The organism is Pseudonocardia sp. Ae505_Ps2 (genome assembly GCF_001932425.1).
Taxonomy (GTDB): domain Bacteria; phylum Actinomycetota; class Actinomycetes; order Mycobacteriales; family Pseudonocardiaceae; genus Pseudonocardia.
In genome coordinates this window covers 2,993,724-3,015,522 of the sequence record NZ_MCIP01000001.1, presented here as the reverse complement: position 1 = coordinate 3,015,522, position 21,799 = coordinate 2,993,724, and the positions used below count along the sequence as shown (strand labels likewise).

Below are 21,799 nucleotides of genomic sequence, written 5' to 3'. Positions count from 1 at the left end.
GTGAACCTCTCTGGTGGGGGGAGCGTCCGGCCTGCTCAGCAGAGCGAGTCGACCGGCTTGGGGTTGGTCAGGCCGAACAGCGGCCGAAGCCGCAGCCCGACCCAGGTGCCGCCGAGTGCGACGACGGCCCAGATCCAGCCGTGCAGGCTGAACGAGGCGATGCCGGAGAAGTAGGCACCGATGTTGCAGCCGCCCGCGAGGCGCGCGCCGTAGCCCATCGCGATGCCGCCGAGGACGGCGCCGAGGCCGAGCTTCCAGGGGATGCGCTTGTGCAGCACGAACGCGCCGCCCACCGCGGAGGCCACCAGCGCGCCGATCATGATGCCGACGTCGAGGTTGGAGATGCGGTCGGCGAGCACCGGCGCGGCCAGCGACCGGGCGTTCGCCGGGACCTGCCAGTAGGCCAGCCCCGCCATGTCGAACCCGACCGCCTGCAGGACCTTCGAGCCCCACAGCGCGAACGCCGAGGTCACACCCCACGGGGCGGCGGAGACGAACAGGACGGCCGCGTTGAGCACCGCGAGCACGAGCGCGCCGACCCACATCGGCCACGAGCCGCGCAGCACGCGTGCCGCACCGCGGGCCGACGGCGGCCGCTCGACCGGGGGCGGGGTGCGGCGCCGGGCGACGACCCAGGTCACCACGGTGATCCCCGCCGTGACCAGCAGCGTCACCGCGACCGCACCCGGGTAGCCGAGCAGCTGGGCCAGGTTGATGCTCGGACCCTGCGGGACGGTCTGCGTCCAGAAGGTGTGGGTGAACACCGCGAACATCGACCCGACGATGAACCCGAACAACGTCAGCACGATCGCGGACTGCCCGCTGCCGACGGCGAACAGCGTCCCCGACGCGCACGACCCGCCGACCTGCATGCCGACGCCGAACAGGAAGGCGCCGACGACGAGCCCGATGCCGATCGGGTTGGTGAAGCCCCGCGGGTCCCCGGCGAGCGCGAACCCGGACGAGAGGATCACCGCGAACAGCACCGACGCCGTCGCCAGCATGAGCATGTGCGCGCGGATCGCGGCGCCCTGCCCGACGGCGACGAGCTGCCGCCAGCCGGAGGTGAAGCCGAACCGGGAGTGGAACAGCGTGAAGCCCAGGGCCAGGCCGAGCGCGGCGGTGCCCACCATCGTCGCTGGGGCGACGGCGCCCACCCCGACGAGGAACAGCACCGCCAGGACCAGGCCGACCGCGACCACCGGCCACTGCGGCGGGGCGGCCTCGCGGTCCTGCGGGCCGTAGGCGGTGCGCCCGGAGGCGGGCAGCTCGCGCAGGGCACGGACCAGGGAGCCCGGCGACCGGCCGGGCGGATCCTTCGTGATCGACACGGGAGTCTCCTCGTGGGTGGCGGTCAGGGGGTCGGGCCGGCGGGGGTGCCGGGACCGGTGTCGAGTGCGGAGCCGATCCGGACGACCGCGCCGCCCGGGAACCACGCCGCCTCGTTGGGCGACCCGTGGTGGCCGCCGTCGGTGTCGGCGGTCATGGGCACGTCGACCGGTGCGGCGGCGTACAGCGACGGCACCGGGTCGGCGTAGGTCTCGCCGGACGTGGCGGCCCAGGCGCGCAGCCCGGACAGCGACGGCGCCGAGCCCGGGGCGACGGCGGCCAGCAGCCGCACGTAGCGCTGCGGGGCCGGCTCCTGCGGACCGAAGTCCAGCGGGAGCAGGGTGCCCGGGCTCTGGCCGAGCACGCCGCCGGTCAGCAGCCAGGGTGCCAGGTAGGTCCCGCCGAGCGCGGTGGGTGTGGTGAGCGCCGCGCGGGCGGTGTCGCGCACCGTGGTGGCGGCGAGCTGCCAGCCCGACACGACCAGCAGCGCGTCCTGGGGGCCCGCGGACGGGCGGACGGGCAGTCCGGCGGCCGCGGCCTCGGCCCGCACGACGTCGGCGGCGGCCCGCGAGCGCGGCGACGCGTCGCCGGCGATCGCGAGGCCCGGCGCGCCCTGGCCCCCGAGCGCACGCACGATGCCACGCAGGGCACCGGCGTCGGCGGGGTCGAGCGCCTCGGACGGGCAGTTCCCGACGGTGGCGTCGCCACCGGCGACGATCCGCCCGACCGTGGCCGACAGGCACTCCGGGGCGTCGGGCCCGGTCGCGCCGGCCGGGGCGGTGCGCTCGGTGCCGACGTCGACCGGCACCGAGCGGGTCAGGCCACCCGCGGTGAGGGTGATCGACGAGGCCCCCGCGGGCAGGTCGACGAGGGCCCAGCCGCCGCGGACCTCGGTACGGGCGGTGAACGGGACGACCCGGTCCCCCACCCGCACCGCGTACCCGGCGGGGGCGCCCGGGTCACCACCGTGCCCGGCTGGCATCCGTGCGTCCGGGCCGGTCACCTCGACCCCGCCGCCGGTGAGCTGCACCAGGTTGGGTCCGGGGCGCATCGGGGACACCGCCAGGGTCAGCGGGCCCGCGCCGAGGTCGACCGAGCGCAGCAGCGCCTGGCCGGGGGTGGCCCCCGGGGCCGGGGCGGGCAGTGCGGCCGGCAGCGTCGCCGCACCGACCGCGGCGAGGGCGGCCAGCACGACCGGGGTGCGGAGACGGTCGCGCAGCTCGGCGGCCCGCACCGCGTCGGAGCGGGTCCCGGCCGTCGCACGGCGGGTCACCCACGCCTGCACGGCGAGCAGGGCCACGACCGCGGCCGGGGCCAGCACGGTGACCAGCACCGCCCGGCCGTAGCCGGTGCCGTGCAGGTCGGTGAGCGAGAACGGTCCGGCGAGGGCGACCCGGACCGCGGCGAGCACCACCCCGACCGTCCCCGCCCCGATGCCGACGATCCGCACCCGGGCGGCCCGCGGCGCCGGGTCGGTCGCGGTGGCCAGGTGCAGCGCGGCACCGGCGGCCAGGGCACCCGCGACCGCGTACCCGGCGTCGAGGACGAACCACGGCGCCGACGGGGTCCCGGCCAGCTGGATCGCCAGCAGACCGGTCACCACCAGCGCGGGGGCGACGGCGAGCACCGGCCGCGGGCCGGCGAGCAGCGCGGGCACCGCCACCGTCGCCAGCAGGAGCAGCAGGGTCCAGCCGGAGATCCCGGCGCCGGACCGGGTCACCGCGGCAACCGCGGCGGAGACGGCGACGAGCGCCGCGACTCCCGCGACGACCCGCTCGGCGCGTCCGGGGGCGTCGGCGAGGACACGCACCAGGCCGGACCCGGCCACCACGGCGAGCGCGGTGAGCAGGACCAGGCGCAGGGCCGTGTCCACGAACGGCACACCGTCGGAGGGTCCTGCGGCGAGGACCGCCGGGGCGGCCCCCGCCACTGCACGGAGCAGGGCGGGGGCGTCCCCGGCCGGGCCGGCGGGCAGGAGCCCGCCGGCCGGCACGAGTGTCGCGAACGACGTCGAGAACGACACGGACGTCATCAGTCCTTGATGTCCTCGTCCGCGGCGACGAACAGCATCGAGTGCGGCTTGGCATTGCCGAACGCACCGTGCGGCCAGTTCTCGCGGTTGAAGTTGACGCAGGTCTCACCGGTGTCCTCGTCCTTGAACGACTCGTCCAGGGACAGCGAGCCGTCCGGGGCGATGTCGGTCATGCAGAGGCGGTGGTCGCCGTCCAGCCCGGTGCGGGCCACGAAGTAGTTCGCGGTCGCGAGGCGCTTGGGCTGGTCGGTGTGGTGGTAGTAGCCGTCGTCACCGAGCTCCAGGTTGTCCAGCGCGCCCCAGTGCGGGCCGGCGCCGGTCTGGTCGGAGTTGATGCCGACGGTGCCCTTGATGGTCGGGCAGTCGGCCTCGGCGCCACCGGCGGTGGTCTCCTCGATCGTGTCGATCGAGCAGCTCGGGTTCGGTCCCGAGGCCAGCAGCTTCTCGATGTCGAGCGCGATGACGCCGCCAGCGGTGCCCTTGTCGTCCGGGCCCAGCGTGCCGGCCTTGCGGCCGATCGTGGCGTGGTAGAGCGTCTTGTCGTCGGCGCTGGTCTGGATCCAGCCACCGTTCGCGCTCGGGCCACCGTTCTCGCCCCCGACGCCCAGGTGCGGCGCGGCGGTCCCCAGGTCGAAGACCTCCTTCCACTCCGGGTTGTCGGCGGTGATGTCGGGCGTGTAGAAGATCGCGCCGCCCTGCATCGTCTGGGCGAAGGCGCCCTTGTGCTCCGGCCGGTTGGTGACCGTGGTCTCCATGACGGCGCGGTTCTCGTTGCGCAGCGGGTCGACACCGTTGCTGCGCGGGCCGGTCGGCAGGTACTGCACCGACTTGACCTTCGGCTTGTTCAGGTCGGAGATGTCCCAGGTGCGCACCGTGGGCCGCCGCAGGTACGGCGACGGGTTCTTCACCGGGTCGAGGATGATCGTCCGCGGCTCGGCGTAGTCACTGGTGATCATGGTGTTCAGGTCCTCGCGGACCTGGATCCCGTGCGGGTTCGCGCAGGTGGGGTTGCCCAGGGCCGGCATGTTGAGGCACTGGGTCGGGTCCTCGGGCGTCTCCGTCGCGGCCGGGGCCTCGACGAGGTTGCGGCCCTCCTGGTCGAACCGGATGACCGAGCCCGGGGCGCCCGCGAAGCCGTTGCCGGTGCGGACCTCGCCGTTGGTGTAGCGGCACGGACCCGGGGCGACGGGGCCGCCCATGTAGGTGCCGTACGCGGTGCCGTCCTTGAGGACCCAGTAGGCGTCCGGGACCGACCCGCACAGCGTCTGCGACGGCAGCGAGATGCCCGAGAGCTTGATCTCCGGCAGCGCGGCGACGTCGAAGACGTAGGTCGCCGCGGTGAACAGGCCGCCCGCGTAGATCTTGTCGCCCTTGCGCCACGAGTACTGCATGTGGTGCGGCTCGTTCTCCACGAGCGGGCCGACGGTCGCGGTGTTGACGACCTTGCCGTAGTCCGGGGTGCCCTTGGTGACGTCGACGACGGCCAGGAAGTCCGGACCCGGCAGGGCGTCACGGACCTTGTCGACCGGGTCGAGCAGCGACCCGGGCAGGTTGCGCACGTCCGCCACGGCGGTGTCGGCGATGTTCTCGTCGCCGGCCCAGACCAGGGCGTACTCCTTCTTGGGCCCGTCGGCGGACTGCTGACGGGCCTCCGGCGTGAGGTTGTTCTCGACCCAGTAGTTCTTGCCGTCGGCGCCGGTGACCTCGGACTTGACCTTGTCGATCGTTCCCTGGGCCGACGCGGGGATCGCGACGACCCCGGCGACGACGGCGGCGCTCGCGAGGGCGATCAGCCCCCGCCGCGCCCAGCGGGACTGCGGGAGCAGGCTCATTCGCCGGCCCCGCCGCTCAGGAACGTCGGGGTGATCTGCTTCGGCGCCTTCGACACGACGTCGACCAGCCCGGCGACGGGGACGCCCGCGGGGGCGAAGTCGCGCAGCTGCTGGATCGGCTGGTCGGAGTCGAACGCCTCGTAGGACGACTCGACCGGGGGTGCCGTCGGCGCCGGGTCGGGCTGGTCGTCATTGGGGGCGCTGAGGATCGGACCGAGGTCGGGGACCAGGTCCGGGGTGGCCGCCTGGGCCGCGCCGGAGAGGCCGATCAGGGCGGTGCCGGCGAGTGCGGCGCCACCGGCGATCAGCCGGATCCGGGAGGCGGACCGTGCGCGGTGCTGAGGCACGACGTGTCTCCTTCTTTCGTGACGGGGAGCGGTTCGGGGCCGATGTGGACGTCCGTCGAGCGGCGGACCGCGGCACCGTCCGGTATGGATGGTGTCGCGGGGCGCGGGCAGGCGCGGACGTGCGGTGGGCGTCGGACTCCGACCTCCCGGGCCGCCGGACGGCGGGGCGGGAGGGTCCGCGCGGGGGCGCGGTGGTCGACCGGGAAAGCGGGGTACTGGGGCGGTCCCGTGGCTACCGCGGCCGCGGTCCCCGTGGCGGGGACGGCGAGCGGCGGAGCGCGGGCGCGCCCCGGGAGCCGGGCGCGGTCAGGCGCCGGAACAGAGCGCGCTCGCCTGGCGGCGCAGGTCGACGTGACGCCGAACCGCGAACCGGGAGACGAGGTGCATGCGGACCAGTAAACAGACCCGTTCGGAGTAACCCCACACCGGATCGGTCCACATCGTGAGATCGGGCCCGCAGCGCCCCCGAAACGGGCGCGGGGGGTGACCTGGACTACTCCGGACGGACCGGGACGACCCACTCCAGAGCATCGGAACGCGGCAGAACAGATCACCCGATCGTGTCAACGACGTCGGGAACCGGATCGCTCCACGCCACTGACCTGCGACGACGTCGCCGTTGATGATCTTTACGGGAAGAAGTCCGGACACCTGGTCGTCCGGTGGGGACTGTGGCGAGCCGGATCCGGCGTCCTGCCGCGGTCCGAGGCGGTGGTCGCGACGGGTGAGGGGTCCGGTGCCGGATACGGCACCGGACCCCTCACCGGGGCCGATCACCCCAGGCCGAGCACCCGCACGGCGTTGTCCTTGAGGATCATCGGCCGGACCTCGGGCTTCATCTCGAGGGTCTCGAAGTCCGCGAGCCACCGGTCCGGGGTGATGACCGGGTAGTCCGAGCCGAACAGCACCTTGCGGCGCAGCATCGTGTTCGCCGCGCGCACCAGCTGCGGCGGGAAGTACTTCGGCGACCATCCCGACAGGTCGATGTACACGTTGGACTTGTGGGTGGCGATCGAGATCGCCTCGTCCTGCCAGGGCACCGACGGGTGGGCGAGCACCACGGTGAGGTCGGGGTGGTCGGCGGCGACGTCGTCGAGCAGCATCGGGTTCGAGTAGCGCAGCTTGATCCCGCGCCCGCCCGGCAGCCCGGCGCCGATCCCGGTCTGTCCGGTGTGGAACAGCGCGGGAACGCCGAGCTCGGCGATGGCGTCGTAGAGCGGGTAGAAGCGCATGTCGTTCGGCTCGAACGCCTGCAGGCTGGGGTGGAATTTGAAGCCGCGGACCCCGTGCTCGGTGACCAGGCAGCGGGCGCGGGCGACGGCGGCCTTGCCGGTGTGCGGGTCCACCGAGCCGAACGGGATCAGGACGTCGGCGTGCGCGGCGGCCGCGGCGGCGATCTCCTCGCTGGACAGCGGCGGGTGCCCGGTGCCCGACGGCGCGTCGACGGTGAACACGACCGCGGCGATCCGGCGTGCCCGGTAGTGCTCGGCGATCGTGTCGATCGTCGGGGTGCGGTCCTGGTCGGCCCTGAAGTACGCGGCCGACGCGTCGAGCAGCTCCTGGTCCAGCGCCAGGCAGCCGTGGCCGTCCTGCTCGACGTGGACGTGCACGTCGATCGCGACGACGCCGGCGGGGTCGATGGGCATGCGGGGAACCTCCGTCAGGGGAGCTCGGTACGGGACTTGACCTCGAGCAGCGCGGCGAGGACGGCGTCGCGGCGGGCGGCGAGCGCGGGGCCGTCGAGGTCGCCCAGCTCGGCGTGGACGCCGTCGACCAGGGTCGTGGCCAGCTCGGGGGTGAGCGTGACCTGTCCGAGGTCGCGCCACCACCGCTCGGTGGGCGGACCGAGGTGCTCCAGGATGTGCGCGAGCCCGCCGGGGCCGCCGGACAGGTGCTGGTTGGCGAACGGGCCGAGCACCGCCCAGCGCAGGCCGGGCCCGTGGGAGATGGCGGCGTCGACGTCGGCGACGGTGGCGACACCCCGCTCGACCAGCGAGTACGCCTCCTGCCACAGCGCGGCCTGCAGCCGGTTGGCCAGGTGGCCGGGCACCTCGGCCCGCAGCCGGACCGGTCGCTTGCCCAGCGCGGTGTAGAAGGCCGTGGCGATGTCCACGGCGGCCTCCGCGGTCCGCTCGCCAGGCACGACCTCGACCAGCGGGATGACCTGGGGCGGGTGGAACGGGTGCCCGACGAGCACCCGCTCGGGGTGCCGGGCCGCGCCGCGGGCGATCGTCGTCGGCAGCAGGCCCGAGGAGCTGGAGGCGAGCACGACACCGGGTGCGGCGGCCTCGTCGAGCTCGCCGAACAGGGTGTGCTTGAGGTCCTCACGTTCGGGGCCGTTCTCCTGCACGAACCCGGCCGGCCCGGCGGCGGCACCGGCGCTGTCGGCGAACGTCAGGTTGCCGACCGGGAGCGGGCCGTCGTGGCCGGGGAACGGGCCGAGCGCGGCGAGGTCGGCGCGCAGCCGGTCCTCGGCACCCGGGGCGGGGTCGAAGGCACGCACGTGCAGGCCGCGGGACAGGAACAGCGCCGTCCAGCCGACGCCGATCACGCCCGTCCCCACGACGGCGACGGTGCCGATCCCGGCCGCCCCGCCGGTGCCCTCGCCGGTGTCGTCGCCGGTGCCGGTGCCGGTGCCGTCGACGGTCCCGGCGGGGTTCCCGGGCGCGCTCACGCCGGTGTCCCGGAGGCGAGGTGGACGAACGCGTCGAGCGCGGTGGGGTCGGCGAGCACGTCGCGGGAGGCGACGTCGTCGACGGCCGCGCCGAGCAGGATCCGCTTCACGGGGACCTCCAGCTTCTTGCCAGTGCGGTTGCGCGGCACGACCGGCACCGCCTCGACCCGGTCCGGGACGTGGCGCGGGGTGAGCTCGCTGCGCAGCGCGGTGCGGATGCGGGCGACCAGGGCGTCGTCGAGGGAGGTGTCGGCGGCGGGCTGCACGAACAGCAGCAGCTCGCCGTTGCCGCCGGCGGGGTCCTCCAGGTGCACGACGAGCGAGTCCTCGACCTCGGGCAGCTCCTCCACGACGCGGTAGAACTCGGCCGTCCCCAACCGGACGCCGCCCCGGTTGAGGGTGGCGTCGGAGCGGCCGGGGACGTCCGCGGAGCCGTCGGCGGAGAAGCGGACCCAGTCGCCGTGCCGCCACACCCCGGGCCAGGTGGCGAAGTAGGTGTCGCGGTAGCGGCTGCCGTCGTCGTCGCCCCAGAAGCCGACCGGCATCGACGGCATGGGGGCCCGGATGACCAGCTCGCCGAGCTCGCCGACGACCGGGCGGCCCGCGTCGTCGAACGCGGCGGCGTCGACCCCGAGGCAGGGCCCGGAGATCTCGCCGGAGCGCACCGGCTGGAACGGGCTCCCCTGCACGATGCCGGAGCAGACGTCGGTCCCGCCGCTGCCCACGTTGAGCAGCACGTCCGGCCCGAACTGCTCGGTCACCCAGCGGTAGCCCTCCGGCGGCAGCGGGCTCCCGGCGGCGCCGATCTGGCGGACCGCGGACAGGTCGTGCTCGACGGCCGGGCGCAACCCCGCGGCGCGCGAGGCCATGAGGAACCCGGGGCTCGCGCCCAGCAGCGTCGCGCCGGTCTCGGCGGCCAGGCGCCACTGCCAGCCGAGGTCGGGGTGGGCGGGGTTGCCGTCGATCAGCACGATCGACGCCTGCCGCAGCAGCCCGGAGACCAGCGCGTTCCACATCATCCAGGCGGTCGTGGAGTACCAGAGGATCCGGTCGCCGGGACCGAGGTCCCAGCTCAGGGCGTGGTTCTTGAGGTGCTCCAGGAGGATGCCGCCGTGGCCGTGCACGATCGCCTTGGGCAGCCCGGTGGTGCCGGAGGAGAACAGCACGCACAGCGGGTGGTCGAACGGGACCGGGTCCGCGCCCGGCTCCGGGTCGGCGGCCAGCAGTGCGTCCCAGGTCATGGCGTCGGGCACGGTGTGCGGCCCGTAGGGCACGGCGACGACGTGGCGCACCCCGGGCAGCCCGGCGCGCAGGGCGGCGACCTCGTCGCGGCGGTCGACGTCGCGTCCGGCCCAGCCGTAGCCGCCGACGGTGAGCAGCACGACCGGGTCGACCTGGCCGAACCGGTCGAGGACGCTGCGCGCGCCGAACTCGGGTGCGCAGCTGGTCCAGACCGCGCCGAGCGAGGCCGTCGCGAGGAACGCGACGACCGTCTCGGGCAGGTTCGGCAGGTAGGCGGCGACCCGGTCGCCGCGGCCGACACCGAGCCTGCGCAGCCCGGCCCGGGCGCGGGCGACCTGCTCGCGCAGCTGCGCCCAGGTCAGCTCGACCCGGTCGCGGGTCTGGGAGTACGCGACGACGGCGGTGCGGTCGTCGGGCCCGTCCAGGGCGTGCGCGGCGTAGTTCAGGGTCGCGCCCGGGAACCACTCGGCACCCGGCATCTCCCGGCGCCCGAGCACCGCCCGGGGCGGGGTGTCGAACCGCACCCCGAGGTGGGTCGCGACCGCCGACCAGAACGCCTCGGGCTCGGCCACCGACCAGCGGTGCAGCGCGGCGTAGTCGGGCAGGGCCAGGCCGTGCTCGCGCTCGACCGCGGTGACGAAGCGGCCGATCTGCGTGGTCTCCCGGACGTCGTCGGCGACGGGGCGCAGCAGCTCGCTCACCGGCGCACCTTCCCACCGCGGCCGTCGAGGAAGGCCCGCATCCGCTCCTGGGCCTCGGCACTCGAGGAGGCGACCGCAGCGACCAGCGACTCCATCATGAAGCCGTGGTCCGGGGAGGCCTCGGCGATCCGCAGCAGCGCCTGGAGCACCGCGACGTTGGTGATCGCCGAGTTCCCGGCCACGGTGCGGGCCAGCTCGCAGGCGCGCGCCAGCCCCTCCCCCGGCCCGGCGCGGTAGTGCGACAGGCCCAGCGCGTGCCCCTCGTCGGCATCGAGGACACGGCCGGTCAGCATCATGTCGGTCATCCGGTGCACACCGATGAGCCGCGGCACCCGCACCGACCCGCCGCCGCCGACGAACAGCCCGTGCTGGCCCTCGGGCAGTGCGTAGAACGTGGAGTCCTCGGCGACCCGCAGGTGGGTGGCCGAGGCCAGCTCCAGCCCGCCGCCGACGACGGCGCCCTTGAGCACCGAGACCACCGGCAGCCGTCCCTCGGCGAGCCGGGCGAACGCGCGGTGCCACATCCGGGAGTGCTCCATCGCCGCGACGACGTCGCGGTCGCCGAGCTCGGACAGGTCCAGCCCGGCACAGAAGTGGTCGCCCTCGGCGTCGAGGACGACGGCGCGCACCCCCTCGGGCGGGCGGGCGAAGAAGTCCTCGATGCCGAGCACGGTCGCGTCGTCGAGGGCGTTGCGCTTGCGCGGCCGGGACAGGCGCAGCACGGCGACCTCGTCGTGCCGCTCCACCGTCAGCGACTCCGGGAGTCCCATCACGACACCTCTTCCCCGGCGGCCGCGGCCGCACGCAGGTCGACGCGCCGGACCTTGCCGGACGCGTTGCGGGGCAGCTCCTCGACGAACCGCACGTACTTCGGGACCTTGTACCGGGCCAGGTGCCCGGCGAGCAGTGCGCGCACGGCGTCGGCGTCGAGGTCGGCGCCGGGGCGCAGCTGCACGTAGGCGGCACCGACCTCGCCCCAGCGCTGGTCGGGGACCCCGACGACGGCGCAGTCGGCGATGTCGGGGTGGGTGACGGCGACGGCCTCGACCTCGGCCGGGTACACGTTCTCGCCGCCGGAGATGATCATGTCCTTGACCCGGTCGACGGCGAACGCCCAGCCGTCGTCGCCGGCCCGGAGCACGTCACCGGTGCGGAACCACTCCCCCCGCCGCGACGCCGCGGTCTCGGCCGGACGGTTCCAGTAGCCCGGGCTGACGTGCGGCCCGCGGACCAGCAGCTCGCCGGGCTCCTCGTCGAGGGGGACGAGCTCGCCGTCGCGCTCGACGGCGACGTCGGTGAAGAAGTGCGGCACCCCGACCGAGGTCGGTGGGTGCGCGGCCGTCCCCTCGCGGGTCGCCATGTGCACCCCGGGCGAGGCCTCGGTCATCCCGTAGCCCTGCTGCAGCGCGACGCCGCGCTCCAGCCAGGCCCGCGCGACCCGCTCCTGCACCGGGGAGCCGCCGTAGACCACCGTGCGCAGCGACGACAGGTCGGTCCGCTCCCACGCCGGGGACTCGCACAGCATCTGCAGCATCGTCGGGACGGCGGCGAAGCTGGTGATCCGTGCCCTGGCGATCCGGTCGAGGACCGCCACCGGGTCGAACCGGGCGACGAGCTCGACGCTGCCGCCCTTGAACAGCGTGGGCAGCGTGACCTGGGAGAGCCCGACGCAGTGGAACAGCGGCGAGATGCACAGCGTGCGCTCGTCGGAGCAGACGTCGACGTGGGCGAGCTGGTTGACCGTGTTCCAGGTCAGGTTGCCGTGGGTCAGCACCGCCGCCTTCGGACGGCCGGTGGTGCCGGAGGTGTAGAGCAGCACGGCCGGGTCGTCGAGACCGGCACCGGCGTCGTCGCGGGCGGGCCCGCGGGCCAGGTCCTCGACGCCGCGGACGACCGGGATCCGTGGGGCGGTCGCGGCGACGAGGTCGTCGGTGCCGGGGTCGTCGGGGTCGGGGCCGTGCACGAGCAGCGTCGCGCCGCAGTCGTCGAGCATGTAGCCGATCTCGGCGGGGGCCAGGCGGAAGTTCAGCGGGACCGCGATCGCGCCGAGCCGCCAGGCGGCGAAGCAGGTCTCCAGGGTGGCGACGGCGTTCACCCCGAGCCAGGCGACCCGGTCCCCCCGACCGACCCCCCGCTCCGCCAGGCCGCCCGCGATCCGGGCGACGCGCTCGGCCAGCTCGGCGTGGTCGACCGCCCGGTGCCCGTCGGACAGGGCCGGGGCGCGCGGGCTGATCCGCGCCCGGCGGGCGGGCCAGGTGCCCAGCCCGAGGCCGGGACCGGTGATCGGGCTCATGGGGCTCCCTCGCTCCTTGATATCAATCAAGTTGATAGCAAGGTCCTTGCCATGAGGTCAAGCGTCGCCGTCCGGCGGGATCGGGTCGCGATCGACCAGGGCGGCCAGACACCGTTCGAGGGCGTCGGCGAACACCTCGGCCTGGTCGGGCTCCAGCGCGCCGAGCATCCGGCGCTCGACGACCCCGGCCGCGGAGTGGCAGTCGGCCAGCACCTCGTCCCCGTGGGCGGTGAGCCAGACCTGCAGGACCCGGCGGTTGTCCGGCGCCGCGCGGCGTTCGACGAGCCCGTCGCGCTCCATCCCGGCGACGAGCTGCTGCATCGCCTGCGGGGTCACGAAGTGCCGCCGGGCGAGCTGCGCCGAGGACAGCCCGCCGCGGCGCTCCAGCACGCTGAGCGCGGTGTACTGGGCCAGCGTCACGCCCAGCGGGCGCAGCGCCTCCTCCATCCGAGCGCGCTCGGCCATCTGCAGACGCTTGACCAGGTAGGTCAGCCGCTGCCCGCGCGTTCCCGTCGGTACCGACGCCGCATCCGTCACGTGCGCGATCCTAACGACCATGGCGTCGATCACAAGTTCCTTGCTATAAAGCTGCTTTCCATCTCACGGAAGGCACGGAGCTGCGATGACGCACCCCCGGTTCTCCCCGCCCCAGCGCCGACGCGCGGTCCTGTCGAGCTACCTCGGCAGCCTGATCGAGTACTACGACTTCCTGCTGTACGCGACGGCCTCGGCCGTGGTGTTCAACCGGGTCTTCTTCTCCGACCTCGACCCGCTCGTCGGCACCGTCGCCGCGTTCGGGACGCTCGCCACCGGCTACCTGGCCCGCCCGCTCGGCGGGATCGTGTTCGGCCACTTCGGCGACCGCGTCGGGCGCAAGAAGATGCTGGTCATCAGCATGGTGCTGATGGGTGTGGCGAGCACCCTGATCGGGGTGCTGCCCACGTACGCGCAGGTCGGCGCGCTGGCCCCGGTGCTGCTGATCGTGCTGCGGGTCGTGCAGGGCGTCGCGGTCGGCGGGGAGTGGGGCGGCGCGGTCCTGATGTCGGCCGAGCACGCGTCGTCGCGGCGGGGGCTGTGGGCCAGCTTCACCAACGCCGGTGCGCCGAGCGGCATGGTGCTCTCGACGCTGGTGCTGGCGCTGTCGGCGTCGCTGACCGGGGACGCGTTCCTCACCTGGGGCTGGCGGATCCCGTTCCTGCTGAGCGTGGTGCTGCTGGGCATCGGGCTGTTCGTGCGGCTGTCGGTCACCGAGACCCCGGTGTTCGCCGCGTCCGCCGCAAACCGGCCGACGACGCCTCGCCGGGCGCCGCTGCTGGAGGTGCTGTCCCGTCCGCGCAACCTGCTGCTCGCCGTCGGCGTGGGGTTCGGGGCCTTCGTCGCGCAGGGGACGCTGACCACCTTCCTCATCGCCTACGCCGTGCGCGCCGGGTTCGAGCGTCAGACCGTGCTCAACGCGCTCACCCTGTCCTCGGTGGTCGCGATCGTCGGCATCATCGGGTTCTCCGCACTGTCGGACCGGGTCGGACGCCGACCGGTCGTCCTGGGTGGGGCGGTCGCGACCGGGCTGTGGTGCGTCGCGATCTTCCCCATGATCGACACCGGCTCGGCGGTGCTGCTCACCCTGGCCGTGGTGGTCGGTCAGGGCGTCACGCACGCGGCCTGGTTCGGGCCCTCCGCGGCCCTGTACTCGGAGATGTTCTCCACCGGCTCGCGCTACACCGGGGCATCGCTGGGCTACCAGATCTCCGGGATGGGCGCGGGGCTGTCGCCGGTGCTGTTCGCGTCGCTGCAGGCCGCCGGCTTCGGCACCGGGGTGCTGTCGGCGGTGATCGGGCTGCTCGCGCTGGTCTCGGTCGGGTCGGTGCTCGCGCTGCGCGAGACCGCCCGCGACGGTCTGACGGGCCCGGACGTCCCCGCACCCGCGGGGACCACCGAGGGCGCCGCCACCCGCTGACCGCCGGCCCGCGCCGGTGTCCGCCCGCGGTCACGGCCCGGGTGTTCAGCGGCGCGGCGGCCCGGCCGCCTCAGACCCGGGCGTCCTGCGGGTCCGACGCCGGGGCGGGCAGCCGGGACGCGACGACCGCGACGACCACCGTCACCAGGGACACGACCGCCGCGACCAGGAACGCCGCGTGCACCCCGGCCGCGTCGACACCGGCGCCGGCCGAGGCCAGCGTCATCACGGTGATGAACAGCGCCGTCCCCGCCGCGCCCGCGACCTGCTGGAGCGTGGTGAGGATGGCGCTGCCGTGCGAGTACAGCTCGCCCGGCAGCGATCCCAGCGAGTCGGTCATCAGTGGCGTGAACATCAGCGCCAGCGCCGCGGACAGGCCCACGTGCAGCACCACGACCAGCCAGAGCGGCGTCGTCGCGGCGAGGGTAGTGAACCCCCACATCACGACCGCGAGCAGCACCGCGCCGGGCAGCACCAGCGGACGGGCGCCGAACCGGTCGTAGGCGCGGCCGACGAACGGGCCCAGCAGCCCCATCACCAGCCCGCCCGGCAGCACCACCAGGCCCGCGACGAACGCGCTGTCACCCAGCACGTCCTGGATGTAGAGCGGCAGCAGGATGATCGCGCCGAACAGCGACATGAACCCGGTCGCGACGAGCACCAGCGACAACGTGTACCGGCGGACCGTGAACGGGCGCAGGTCCAGCAGCGGGGCCGTACCGGTGCCGCGCTGCAGCCGGACCTGGCGGTGCACGAACACCGCGAGCGCCACCGCGCCGAGCACCAGCGGCACCCACGGCGGCACCGCGGTGTGCGCGCCCCCGGCGGCGGACTCGCCGATCGCGGACAGCCCGTAGACGATCCCGGCGAACGCGACGGCCGAGATCAGGACCGAGGCGACGTCGAGTGGGGCCCGCGTCGTCTCCGCCTCGACCCGCAGCCGCAGCGCACCCGCGACCAGTGCGACCAGGGCGATCGGCAGCACGATCCAGAACATCCAGCGCCAGCCCAGCGCGGAGAGGATCACCCCGGACAGCGTCGGGCCGACCGCGGGCGCCACCGCGATGACGATCGAGATCGTGCCCATCGTCTGCCCGCGGCGGCTCGCCGGGACCAGGCGCAGGATCGTCGTCATGAGCAGCGGGACCATCACCGCGGTGCCGGTGGCCTGCACGACCCGCCCGGCCAGCAGGAACCCGAACGCGGGCGCGACCGCGCACAGCAGGGTCCCGACGCTGAACAGACCCATCGAGCCGAGGTAGACCGACCGCGGCGGGAACCGCCCCAGCAGGTACCCCGTGATCGGGATGACCACCGCCATCGTCAGCAGGAACCCGCTGGTCAGCCACTGCGCGGTTGCCGGGGTGACGCGCAGGTCGGCGATCAGGGCGGGCAGCGCCACGCTCATGATCGTCTCGTTCAGGATCATCACGAACGCCGAGCCGACGAGCAGCCCGATGATCAGCAGGGCTCCGGCGGGCAGCCGCTCGGTGTCGCGGTCGGGGGCCGGCTCGGTGGTCACAACGTGCTCCTCGTGGACGGGACGGACGCGCCACCCACGGCACCGACGGCACGGCGCCGGTACCCGTCGCGGCCGGGCGACGGGGTGGCGGTGTGGGAGTGGACCACGGCCGGGCGGGCGACGGCGAACCGTTTCTGCCCGGCGCCGGGGGGACAATGGCGCCATGTCCACCTACGACGTCGTCGTGGTCGGGGCGGGTCCCGCCGGCTGCGCCGCGGCGCTCAACGTGTTGCGGCTGCGGCCGTCGGCGTCGGTGCTCCTGCTCGACGCAGCGGCCTTCCCCCGCGACAAGACCTGCGGAGACGGCGTCGCGGCCGAGGTGTTCGACCTGCTCGACGAGCTGGGCGCCACCGGGGTGCGCACGCTCGGCGTCGCGGCGCCGCGGCTGCGCCTGCGCACCCCGGCGGGCCGGGTCGTGCACCGCACCGCGCGCCGGCCGAACCGGGTGGTCCCGCGCCGGGAGCTGGACGCGGCGCTGGTCGACGCGGCCGTCGCCGCCGGGGCGCAGCTGCGCCGCCACCGGGTCCGCACCGTCGTCCCCCGCGGGGACCGGGTGCTGGTCGACGACGTCGCCGCCCGGGTCGTGATCGGCGCCGACGGGGCGAACTCGGTGGTCCGCCGCGCACTCGGCGCGCCGGCCGTGCCGCCGTGGTCGACGGCGGTGGCGATCCGCGGGTACGCCCCGGTGGCCGCCGAGCCGGGCACGCTGTCGATCGAGTACGCCGGCGGCGCCGTCCCGGCCTACGCCTGGTCGTTCCCGATCGCGGGCGGCGGCGCCAACGTCGGCTACGGCGTGTTCGACGAGCGCGGCGCCGGGAACCGGGCGTCGCTGCTGGAGCGGCTGGCCGCTCTGCTGCCCGGCCAGGAACCCGACCCGGCCACGCTGCGCGCGCACCACCTCCCGCTGTCGACCGCGCCCCGGTTCCAGCCCGACGGACGGGTGCTGCTGGCCGGTGACGCCGCGGCGAAGGTGAACCCGCTGACCGGCGAGGGGATCTTCGACGCCGTCGCCTCCGGGATCCTCGCCGGGCGCAGCGCGCTGCGCGGTGACGACGCGGGCGCCGCCCACCGCGCCGCCATGGAGCAGACCTTCGCCCGGCACCACCGCCACGTCGGTGCGCTCGCCCGGCTAGCGGCCCGCCCCGCGTTCCTCGACGCCGCGATCGGCGCCGCCGCACGGCACCAGCGGGTGTTCGACTGCGCGGTGGGGCTGGGGCTGGCGCGGGGCACGGTGTCCCCCGCCGCGCTCGCGGTCGTCGCCGCGCACCTGCCGGCTGCCGCGCTCGGCGCCGTGGTCCGGCGCCGGGCAGCCGCCCGCTCGGGCGTGTGAGCCGGTCCCGTCCCAGGAGCCGCCGCGGCCGGGCTCCGGTAGACAGGACGGCATGGAACAGGTTGTGCTGCTGGACGACGACGGCAACCCGGTCGGCGTCGCGGACAAGGCCACCGTGCACGGTGCGAGCACCCCGCGGCACCTGGCGTTCTCCTGCTACGGCGTCGACGACGCCGGCCGGCTGCTGGTGACCCGGCGCGCCCGCACCAAGACCGCCTTCCCCCTGGTCTGGACCAACACCTGCTGCGGCCATCCCGCACCCGGTGAGGACATGGCCGACGCGGTGCACCGCAGGCTGGCCGACGAGCTGGGCGTCCGCGCGACCGAGCTGCGGATGGTGCTGCCGGACTTCAGCTACCGCGCGTCGCAGGACGGGATCGAGGAGAACGAGCTCTGCCCGGTGTTCGTCGCCCGGATCACCGGTGAGCCCGAGCCGCGCCCCGACGAGGTCGAGGACCTGGCCTGGTGGAGCTGGTCGCGCTTCCGCGCCGCCGCCGACGACCCGGACTCGGGGCTGTCGCCGTGGGCCCGGCTGCAGGCCCCGCTGCTCGACGCGCTGGCCGACCCGCTGCTGGTCGGCGCCCGGGGCTGAACCCGGGACTGGTGGAATGGGCAGGTGGTCCCCGAGCCGTCCTCCGCGCTGTCCCACGACCTGTCCGACGCGCTGGCCGCCGCCCTCGACGACGCACTCGACCGCGTCCCCGCCGCCCGGCTCGCGCCGGTGGTCGAGCGGCTGATCCGCGACTACCGCAGCGGCACGGTGCCCACCGCGCCGATCCTGCGCACCGACGACGACGCGGCCGCCTACGCCGCGTACCGGATGCCCGCCACGTACGCGGCGGTCCTCGACGTGCTGGAGCGGGCGGCCGCGCGGGCGCCCGAGCCGGCGTCGCTGCTCGACCTCGGCGGCGGGACCGGCGCCGCGGTGTGGGCGGCGGCACAGGTGTGGCCGTCGCTGGAGCGGGCCACGGTGCTGGAGGCCGCCACGCCGGCCCGGGCGCTGGGCCGCAGGCTCGCCTCCGGTGCGCCGGCGCCGCTGCTGCGGGCGGCCCGCTGGGAGGCCGCGGTGCTCGGCACCGCCCCGGTGCTGCCGGAGACCGACCTGCTGACCGCCTGCTACCTGCTCGGTGAGCTGCCGGCACCGGTGCGCGACGCCGTCGTCGACGCCGCCGCCCGGGCCGCGCGGGTCGTCGTGCTCGTCGAACCGGGGACGCCGGCCGGGCACGCGCGCATCCTCGACGCCCGCGCCCGCCTGCTCGCCGCGGGCCTCACCGTCGCCGCGCCCTGCCCGCACGACGGGGCCTGCCCGGTGACCGGCGACGACTGGTGCCACTTCGCCGTCCGCGTCGGACGCAGCTCGCGGCACCGGGTGCTGAAGGCCGGCTCGCTGGGGCACGAGGACGAGAAGTTCTCCTACGTCGTCGGCGTGCGTGACGGCGGCGACGACGACGACGACGACGGGAGCGTCGGCCGGGCCCCGGGCCGCGTGGTCCGGCACCCGCAGACCCGCAAGGGTCTGGTGACGCTGCGTGTCTGCGAGTCGGACGGGACGCTGCGGGACACCCCCGTCCCGCGCAGTCGTCGGGAGCTGTTCCGGCACGCCCGTGACACGGCGTGGGGCGACGCCTGGCCACCCGAGTGAGCCTCGCAGGTTGCTCGCAAGTGGCGGAGGCGAACATCACAGACGGAACGCGCCGAGGAACGTTGTGAATCCGTAACACGGACCGGCATCGTGGGCGACTGACCGGGCGAGACGGCCATCAGGTGGGCCGCGAGCAGCAGCATTCTCACAGATCGAGCACGACCATGAACGACTTCGTCGCCGGCGCTCCCGCCGACCGCCTGCCCACCCTCGTCCGCACACGTACCGGGTACCGCGTGTACGACCCGGCCCTGATCGCCGGCACCGACTACGTCGTCGACGACGCGGGCGACCTCGTCTACACCCGGCTCCCGGCCGGCGCGCTGACCGGCACCGCCGTCGTCGCGGCCGTCGTGGTGGCCCTCACCGTGGGCGAGAACAGCTGGTCCCGGTCAGCGCTCGCGTTCCTCGTCTGTCTGCCCCTCGCGCTCGGGCTGGTGATCGGGGTGCTGTCGATCATCCACGCGGTCACCGACCCGGTCCGGGCCTACCGTGCCCGCACCGGGCACACCCGCTTCGCCCGCGACATCACCGAGTCCGACGCCGCTTCCTGGCAGCTCTGCGCGCGTGCCGAGCGGCTCGCGGCGACGCCGTCGTGGCAGGCGGGCCGGATCGACCCGTCCCGCAGCCTCGGTGTTTTGCTGTGGACCGCCGTCGCCGGTGGGGAGGCCTGGGCCGCCGAGGCCCTGACCCAGCTGGCCGAGCCGGCGACGGGCCCGGACCTCACCTCGGTCTGAGCACTCCCCCGGGGCCGTCAGACCGCGTAGCGGGCGACCGGGAGCAGGGCGTCGGCGTCGCGGCGGTCGGCGTCGGTCGCGACGCAGGCCCGCAGTGACCGCTGCAGCGCGTCGGAGTCGAGACCGGTGCCGATCAGGACCAGGGTGGTGCGCCGGGGCTCGTCGACGTCCCACCGGGTCCGGTGGAACCGCACGTACCGGCCGACGGTGTGGAGGTCCCAGCGTTCCCGGGCCGGGGCGGCGGCGAAGCGCACCGAGCCCTTGATCCGGTACAGCCCGGACGGCCTGGCGTCGAGCAGGTCCTGCAGGCGGGCGGCGTCGAGCGGTTCGTCGCTGAGGAACGTCAGGCTCTGGTAGCCGGCGTGCAGGTGCTGGGCGTGCGGCTCGTCGACGCGCTCGCCGAGCATCAGCTGCCGTCCCGGCACGATCTCGATGTCGAACAGCAGCGCCGGGTCCACCGCGCCGTCGCGGACCGGGACGATCGGCGCCCGCGGGTTCGCCTCGCGGCACAGCCTGCGGACCCGCCAGAGCGGCCCAGGCCCCACCCTGTCGATCTTGTTCAGGACGACGAGGTCGGCCATCGCGACGTGCTTGTCGAGCTGGGGGTGACGGCGCCGCGAGGTCTCGAACTCCGCGGCGTCGACGACCACGACGAGCCCGCCGAAGCTCAGGTGCTGGCCGAGTGCGTCGAGCACGAGCTGGACCAGGGTCCCGGGCTCGGCGATGCCGCTGGCCTCGATGACGACGACGTCGATCTCGTCGCGGCGGCGGGTCAGCGTCTCCAGCACCGAGGAGACGCCACCCTCGCCGACCTCGCAGCACAGGCAGCCGTTGCCGAGCCCGACGACGTCGCCGGCCTGTCCGGCCACGCGCATCGCATCGATGCCGACCGACCCGAAGTCGTTGACGACCACGCCGATCCGCGCGTCCCCGCCCGCGGCGAGGAGGTGGTTCAGCAGCGTCGTCTTGCCGGCTCCGAGGAATCCGGCCAGCACCACGACCGGGATCTTCCGGGGCATCCGTCATGCCTACCACGAGCGTGTCGACGCACCGTGCGCGGGCGTGACCCGTCACGGACCCCACCGGAGCCCCCGATCGGACCACTACAGTGCCGCCATGCCCGACACAGCCGCCGGACGCCCGCGACGCGGAGTGATCGCCGTCGCCGGAGAAGCACTCGTCGACATCGTCCCCGCGCCGACGCAGGCGGATCGCACCTCCGCCGAGCAGTACTGGCAGTTCGCGCCCGGTGGCAGCCCGGCGAACGTCGCGGTCGGACTGTCCCGCCTCGACGTGCCGGCCCGGATGCTGGCCCGCCTCGCCGACGACCTGCTGGGCCGCAAGCTGCGCGCCCACCTCGCCGACAACGGGGTCGACCTGTCGCACTCGGTCGAGGCGGCCGAGCCGTCGTCGCTGGCGATCGTGGAGCTGGCCGCCGACGGGCAGGCGTCCTACGACTTCCGGATCGCGGGCACCGCGGACTGGCAGTGGACCGACGACGAGCTCGCCGGCGCCCTCGACGACGGCCCGACCGGCCCCGTCGTCGCCGTCCACTCGGGATCGCTGGCGCTGACCACCGCGCCCGGCCACGATGCGCTGCGCGAGCTGCTCGCCTCCGCCGTGGACACCGCGACGGTCAGCTACGACCCGAACTTCCGGCCGATGCTGATGGGCTCACCGGAGGAGGTCCTGCCCGGTGTGCACGAGCTGCTGGGCGTGGCCGACGTGGTGAAGGTCAGCGAGGAGGACCTGGCCTGGCTGCACCCGGGCCGCAAGCCCGGCGACGTCGTCGGCGAGTGGCTCGAGCTGGGCCCGGCGGTCGTCGTGGTCACCCTCGGGGCGGACGGGGTGCTGGCCGGGACGTCGTCGGGGCTGCACCTGGTGCTGCCCGGCCGCACCGTCGAGGTCGTCGACACGGTGGGGGCCGGGGACAGCTTCTCCGCCGCGCTGCTCGCCGGACTGCACCGACGCGGGCTGCTCGGCGCGACCGCCCGCGACGACCTCTACCGCATCGACCGGCCGACGCTGGAGGCCGTGCTGACCGAGGCCGTCGCGGCGTCGGCGATCACCTGTTCGCGGCACGGCGCGAACCCGCCCACCCGGGCGGAGCTCGACGCCGCCATCTGACACCGCGGTCCGACGCCACGATCCGACGCCGCACTCC

At 74.8% G+C, this 21,799-nt stretch carries 18 protein-coding genes; 6 read left to right on the top strand and 12 right to left on the bottom strand.

Features of this window, described 5'->3' with window-relative positions:
* Positions 1-35 precede the first annotated feature (35 nt).
* The 10 genes from Ae505Ps2_RS14455 to Ae505Ps2_RS14410 form a co-directional block, all read right to left on the bottom strand.
* Entirely contained in the window at positions 36-1,331 is a 1,296-nt protein-coding gene (locus Ae505Ps2_RS14455) for a YeeE/YedE family protein (protein WP_083696293.1), read from the bottom strand.
* 23 nt (positions 1,332-1,354) lie between these two features.
* Positions 1,355-3,361, bottom strand: a complete 2,007-nt coding sequence (locus Ae505Ps2_RS14450; protein WP_075307720.1) for a hypothetical protein — start codon at positions 3,359-3,361, stop codon at positions 1,355-1,357.
* On the bottom strand, positions 3,361-5,193 hold the full coding sequence (locus tag Ae505Ps2_RS14445) for a hypothetical protein (protein ID WP_020625531.1): 1,833 nt from the start codon (positions 5,191-5,193) through the stop codon (positions 3,361-3,363). The genes Ae505Ps2_RS14450 and Ae505Ps2_RS14445 overlap by 1 nt, the downstream gene beginning before the upstream one ends.
* Positions 5,190-5,540 (bottom strand): hypothetical protein, encoded by a 351-nt coding sequence (locus Ae505Ps2_RS14440; protein ID WP_020625532.1) that lies wholly within the window; start codon positions 5,538-5,540, stop codon positions 5,190-5,192. The genes Ae505Ps2_RS14445 and Ae505Ps2_RS14440 overlap by 4 nt, the downstream gene beginning before the upstream one ends.
* A 773-nt stretch (positions 5,541-6,313) precedes the next feature.
* Positions 6,314-7,180, bottom strand: coding sequence for a 4-hydroxyphenyl-beta-ketoacyl-CoA hydrolase (couO, locus tag Ae505Ps2_RS14435; RefSeq protein ID WP_075312170.1), 867 nt, complete (start codon positions 7,178-7,180; stop codon positions 6,314-6,316).
* A 20-nt stretch (positions 7,181-7,200) separates the two neighbouring features.
* Positions 7,201-8,214 (bottom strand): 3-hydroxyacyl-CoA dehydrogenase NAD-binding domain-containing protein, encoded by a 1,014-nt coding sequence (locus Ae505Ps2_RS14430; RefSeq protein WP_249265272.1) that lies wholly within the window; start codon positions 8,212-8,214, stop codon positions 7,201-7,203.
* Positions 8,211-10,157, bottom strand: a complete 1,947-nt coding sequence (locus Ae505Ps2_RS14425; RefSeq protein WP_075553699.1) for an acetoacetate--CoA ligase — start codon at positions 10,155-10,157, stop codon at positions 8,211-8,213. Before Ae505Ps2_RS14425 ends, Ae505Ps2_RS14430 begins: the two co-directional genes overlap by 4 nt.
* Positions 10,154-10,927: a crotonase/enoyl-CoA hydratase family protein gene (locus Ae505Ps2_RS14420; protein ID WP_075553698.1), complete on the bottom strand. Its 774-nt coding sequence runs from the start codon at positions 10,925-10,927 to the stop codon at positions 10,154-10,156. The genes Ae505Ps2_RS14425 and Ae505Ps2_RS14420 overlap by 4 nt, the downstream gene beginning before the upstream one ends.
* Positions 10,927-12,450: a long-chain fatty acid--CoA ligase gene (locus Ae505Ps2_RS14415; protein ID WP_075307726.1), complete on the bottom strand. Its 1,524-nt coding sequence runs from the start codon at positions 12,448-12,450 to the stop codon at positions 10,927-10,929. The genes Ae505Ps2_RS14420 and Ae505Ps2_RS14415 overlap by 1 nt, the downstream gene beginning before the upstream one ends.
* A gap of 57 nt (positions 12,451-12,507) precedes the next feature.
* The gene (locus tag Ae505Ps2_RS14410; RefSeq protein WP_249265271.1) at positions 12,508-12,987 is read right to left on the bottom strand and encodes a MarR family transcriptional regulator; all 480 of its coding nucleotides are present in this window, start codon (positions 12,985-12,987) and stop codon (positions 12,508-12,510) included.
* Positions 12,988-13,072: 85 nt separating this feature from the next.
* Here Ae505Ps2_RS14410 and Ae505Ps2_RS14405 point away from each other — a divergent pair, with 85 nt between their 5' ends.
* Positions 13,073-14,404 carry an MFS transporter gene (locus Ae505Ps2_RS14405; protein WP_075553697.1) on the top strand — a complete coding sequence of 444 codons (1,332 nt, stop codon included), beginning with the start codon at positions 13,073-13,075 and terminating at the stop codon, positions 14,402-14,404.
* Between the two features lie 70 nt (positions 14,405-14,474).
* Here the strand turns inward: Ae505Ps2_RS14405 and Ae505Ps2_RS14400 are convergent, their stop codons facing one another.
* On the bottom strand, positions 14,475-15,926 hold the full coding sequence (locus Ae505Ps2_RS14400; RefSeq protein ID WP_075553696.1) for a DHA2 family efflux MFS transporter permease subunit: 1,452 nt from the start codon (positions 15,924-15,926) through the stop codon (positions 14,475-14,477).
* Between the two features lie 163 nt (positions 15,927-16,089).
* Between Ae505Ps2_RS14400 and Ae505Ps2_RS14395 the strand changes: the two genes are divergently transcribed.
* The 4 genes from Ae505Ps2_RS14395 (at position 16,090) to Ae505Ps2_RS14380 (ending at position 19,635) form a co-directional block, all read left to right on the top strand.
* Positions 16,090-17,256, top strand: coding sequence for a geranylgeranyl reductase family protein (locus tag Ae505Ps2_RS14395; protein ID WP_075307732.1), 1,167 nt, complete (start codon positions 16,090-16,092; stop codon positions 17,254-17,256).
* A gap of 52 nt (positions 17,257-17,308) precedes the next feature.
* Complete coding sequence (gene idi / locus Ae505Ps2_RS14390; protein WP_043281743.1) at positions 17,309-17,848, top strand: isopentenyl-diphosphate Delta-isomerase; 540 nt, start codon at positions 17,309-17,311, stop codon at positions 17,846-17,848.
* Positions 17,849-17,872: 24 nt separating this feature from the next.
* Positions 17,873-18,898: a small ribosomal subunit Rsm22 family protein gene (locus Ae505Ps2_RS14385; protein WP_075553695.1), complete on the top strand. Its 1,026-nt coding sequence runs from the start codon at positions 17,873-17,875 to the stop codon at positions 18,896-18,898.
* 164 nt (positions 18,899-19,062) lie between these two features.
* Positions 19,063-19,635: a hypothetical protein gene (locus Ae505Ps2_RS14380; RefSeq protein WP_020625846.1), complete on the top strand. Its 573-nt coding sequence runs from the start codon at positions 19,063-19,065 to the stop codon at positions 19,633-19,635.
* A 17-nt stretch (positions 19,636-19,652) separates the two neighbouring features.
* Here Ae505Ps2_RS14380 and Ae505Ps2_RS14375 read toward each other — a convergent pair whose 3' ends face one another.
* Complete coding sequence (locus Ae505Ps2_RS14375) at positions 19,653-20,654, bottom strand: GTP-binding protein (protein WP_020625845.1); 1,002 nt, start codon at positions 20,652-20,654, stop codon at positions 19,653-19,655.
* Positions 20,655-20,751: 97 nt separating this feature from the next.
* Between Ae505Ps2_RS14375 and Ae505Ps2_RS14370 the strand changes: the two genes are divergently transcribed.
* A complete protein-coding gene (locus Ae505Ps2_RS14370) occupies positions 20,752-21,762 on the top strand; it encodes a carbohydrate kinase (protein WP_075553694.1) in 1,011 nt (336 codons plus the stop codon).
* Positions 21,763-21,799 lie beyond the last annotated feature (37 nt).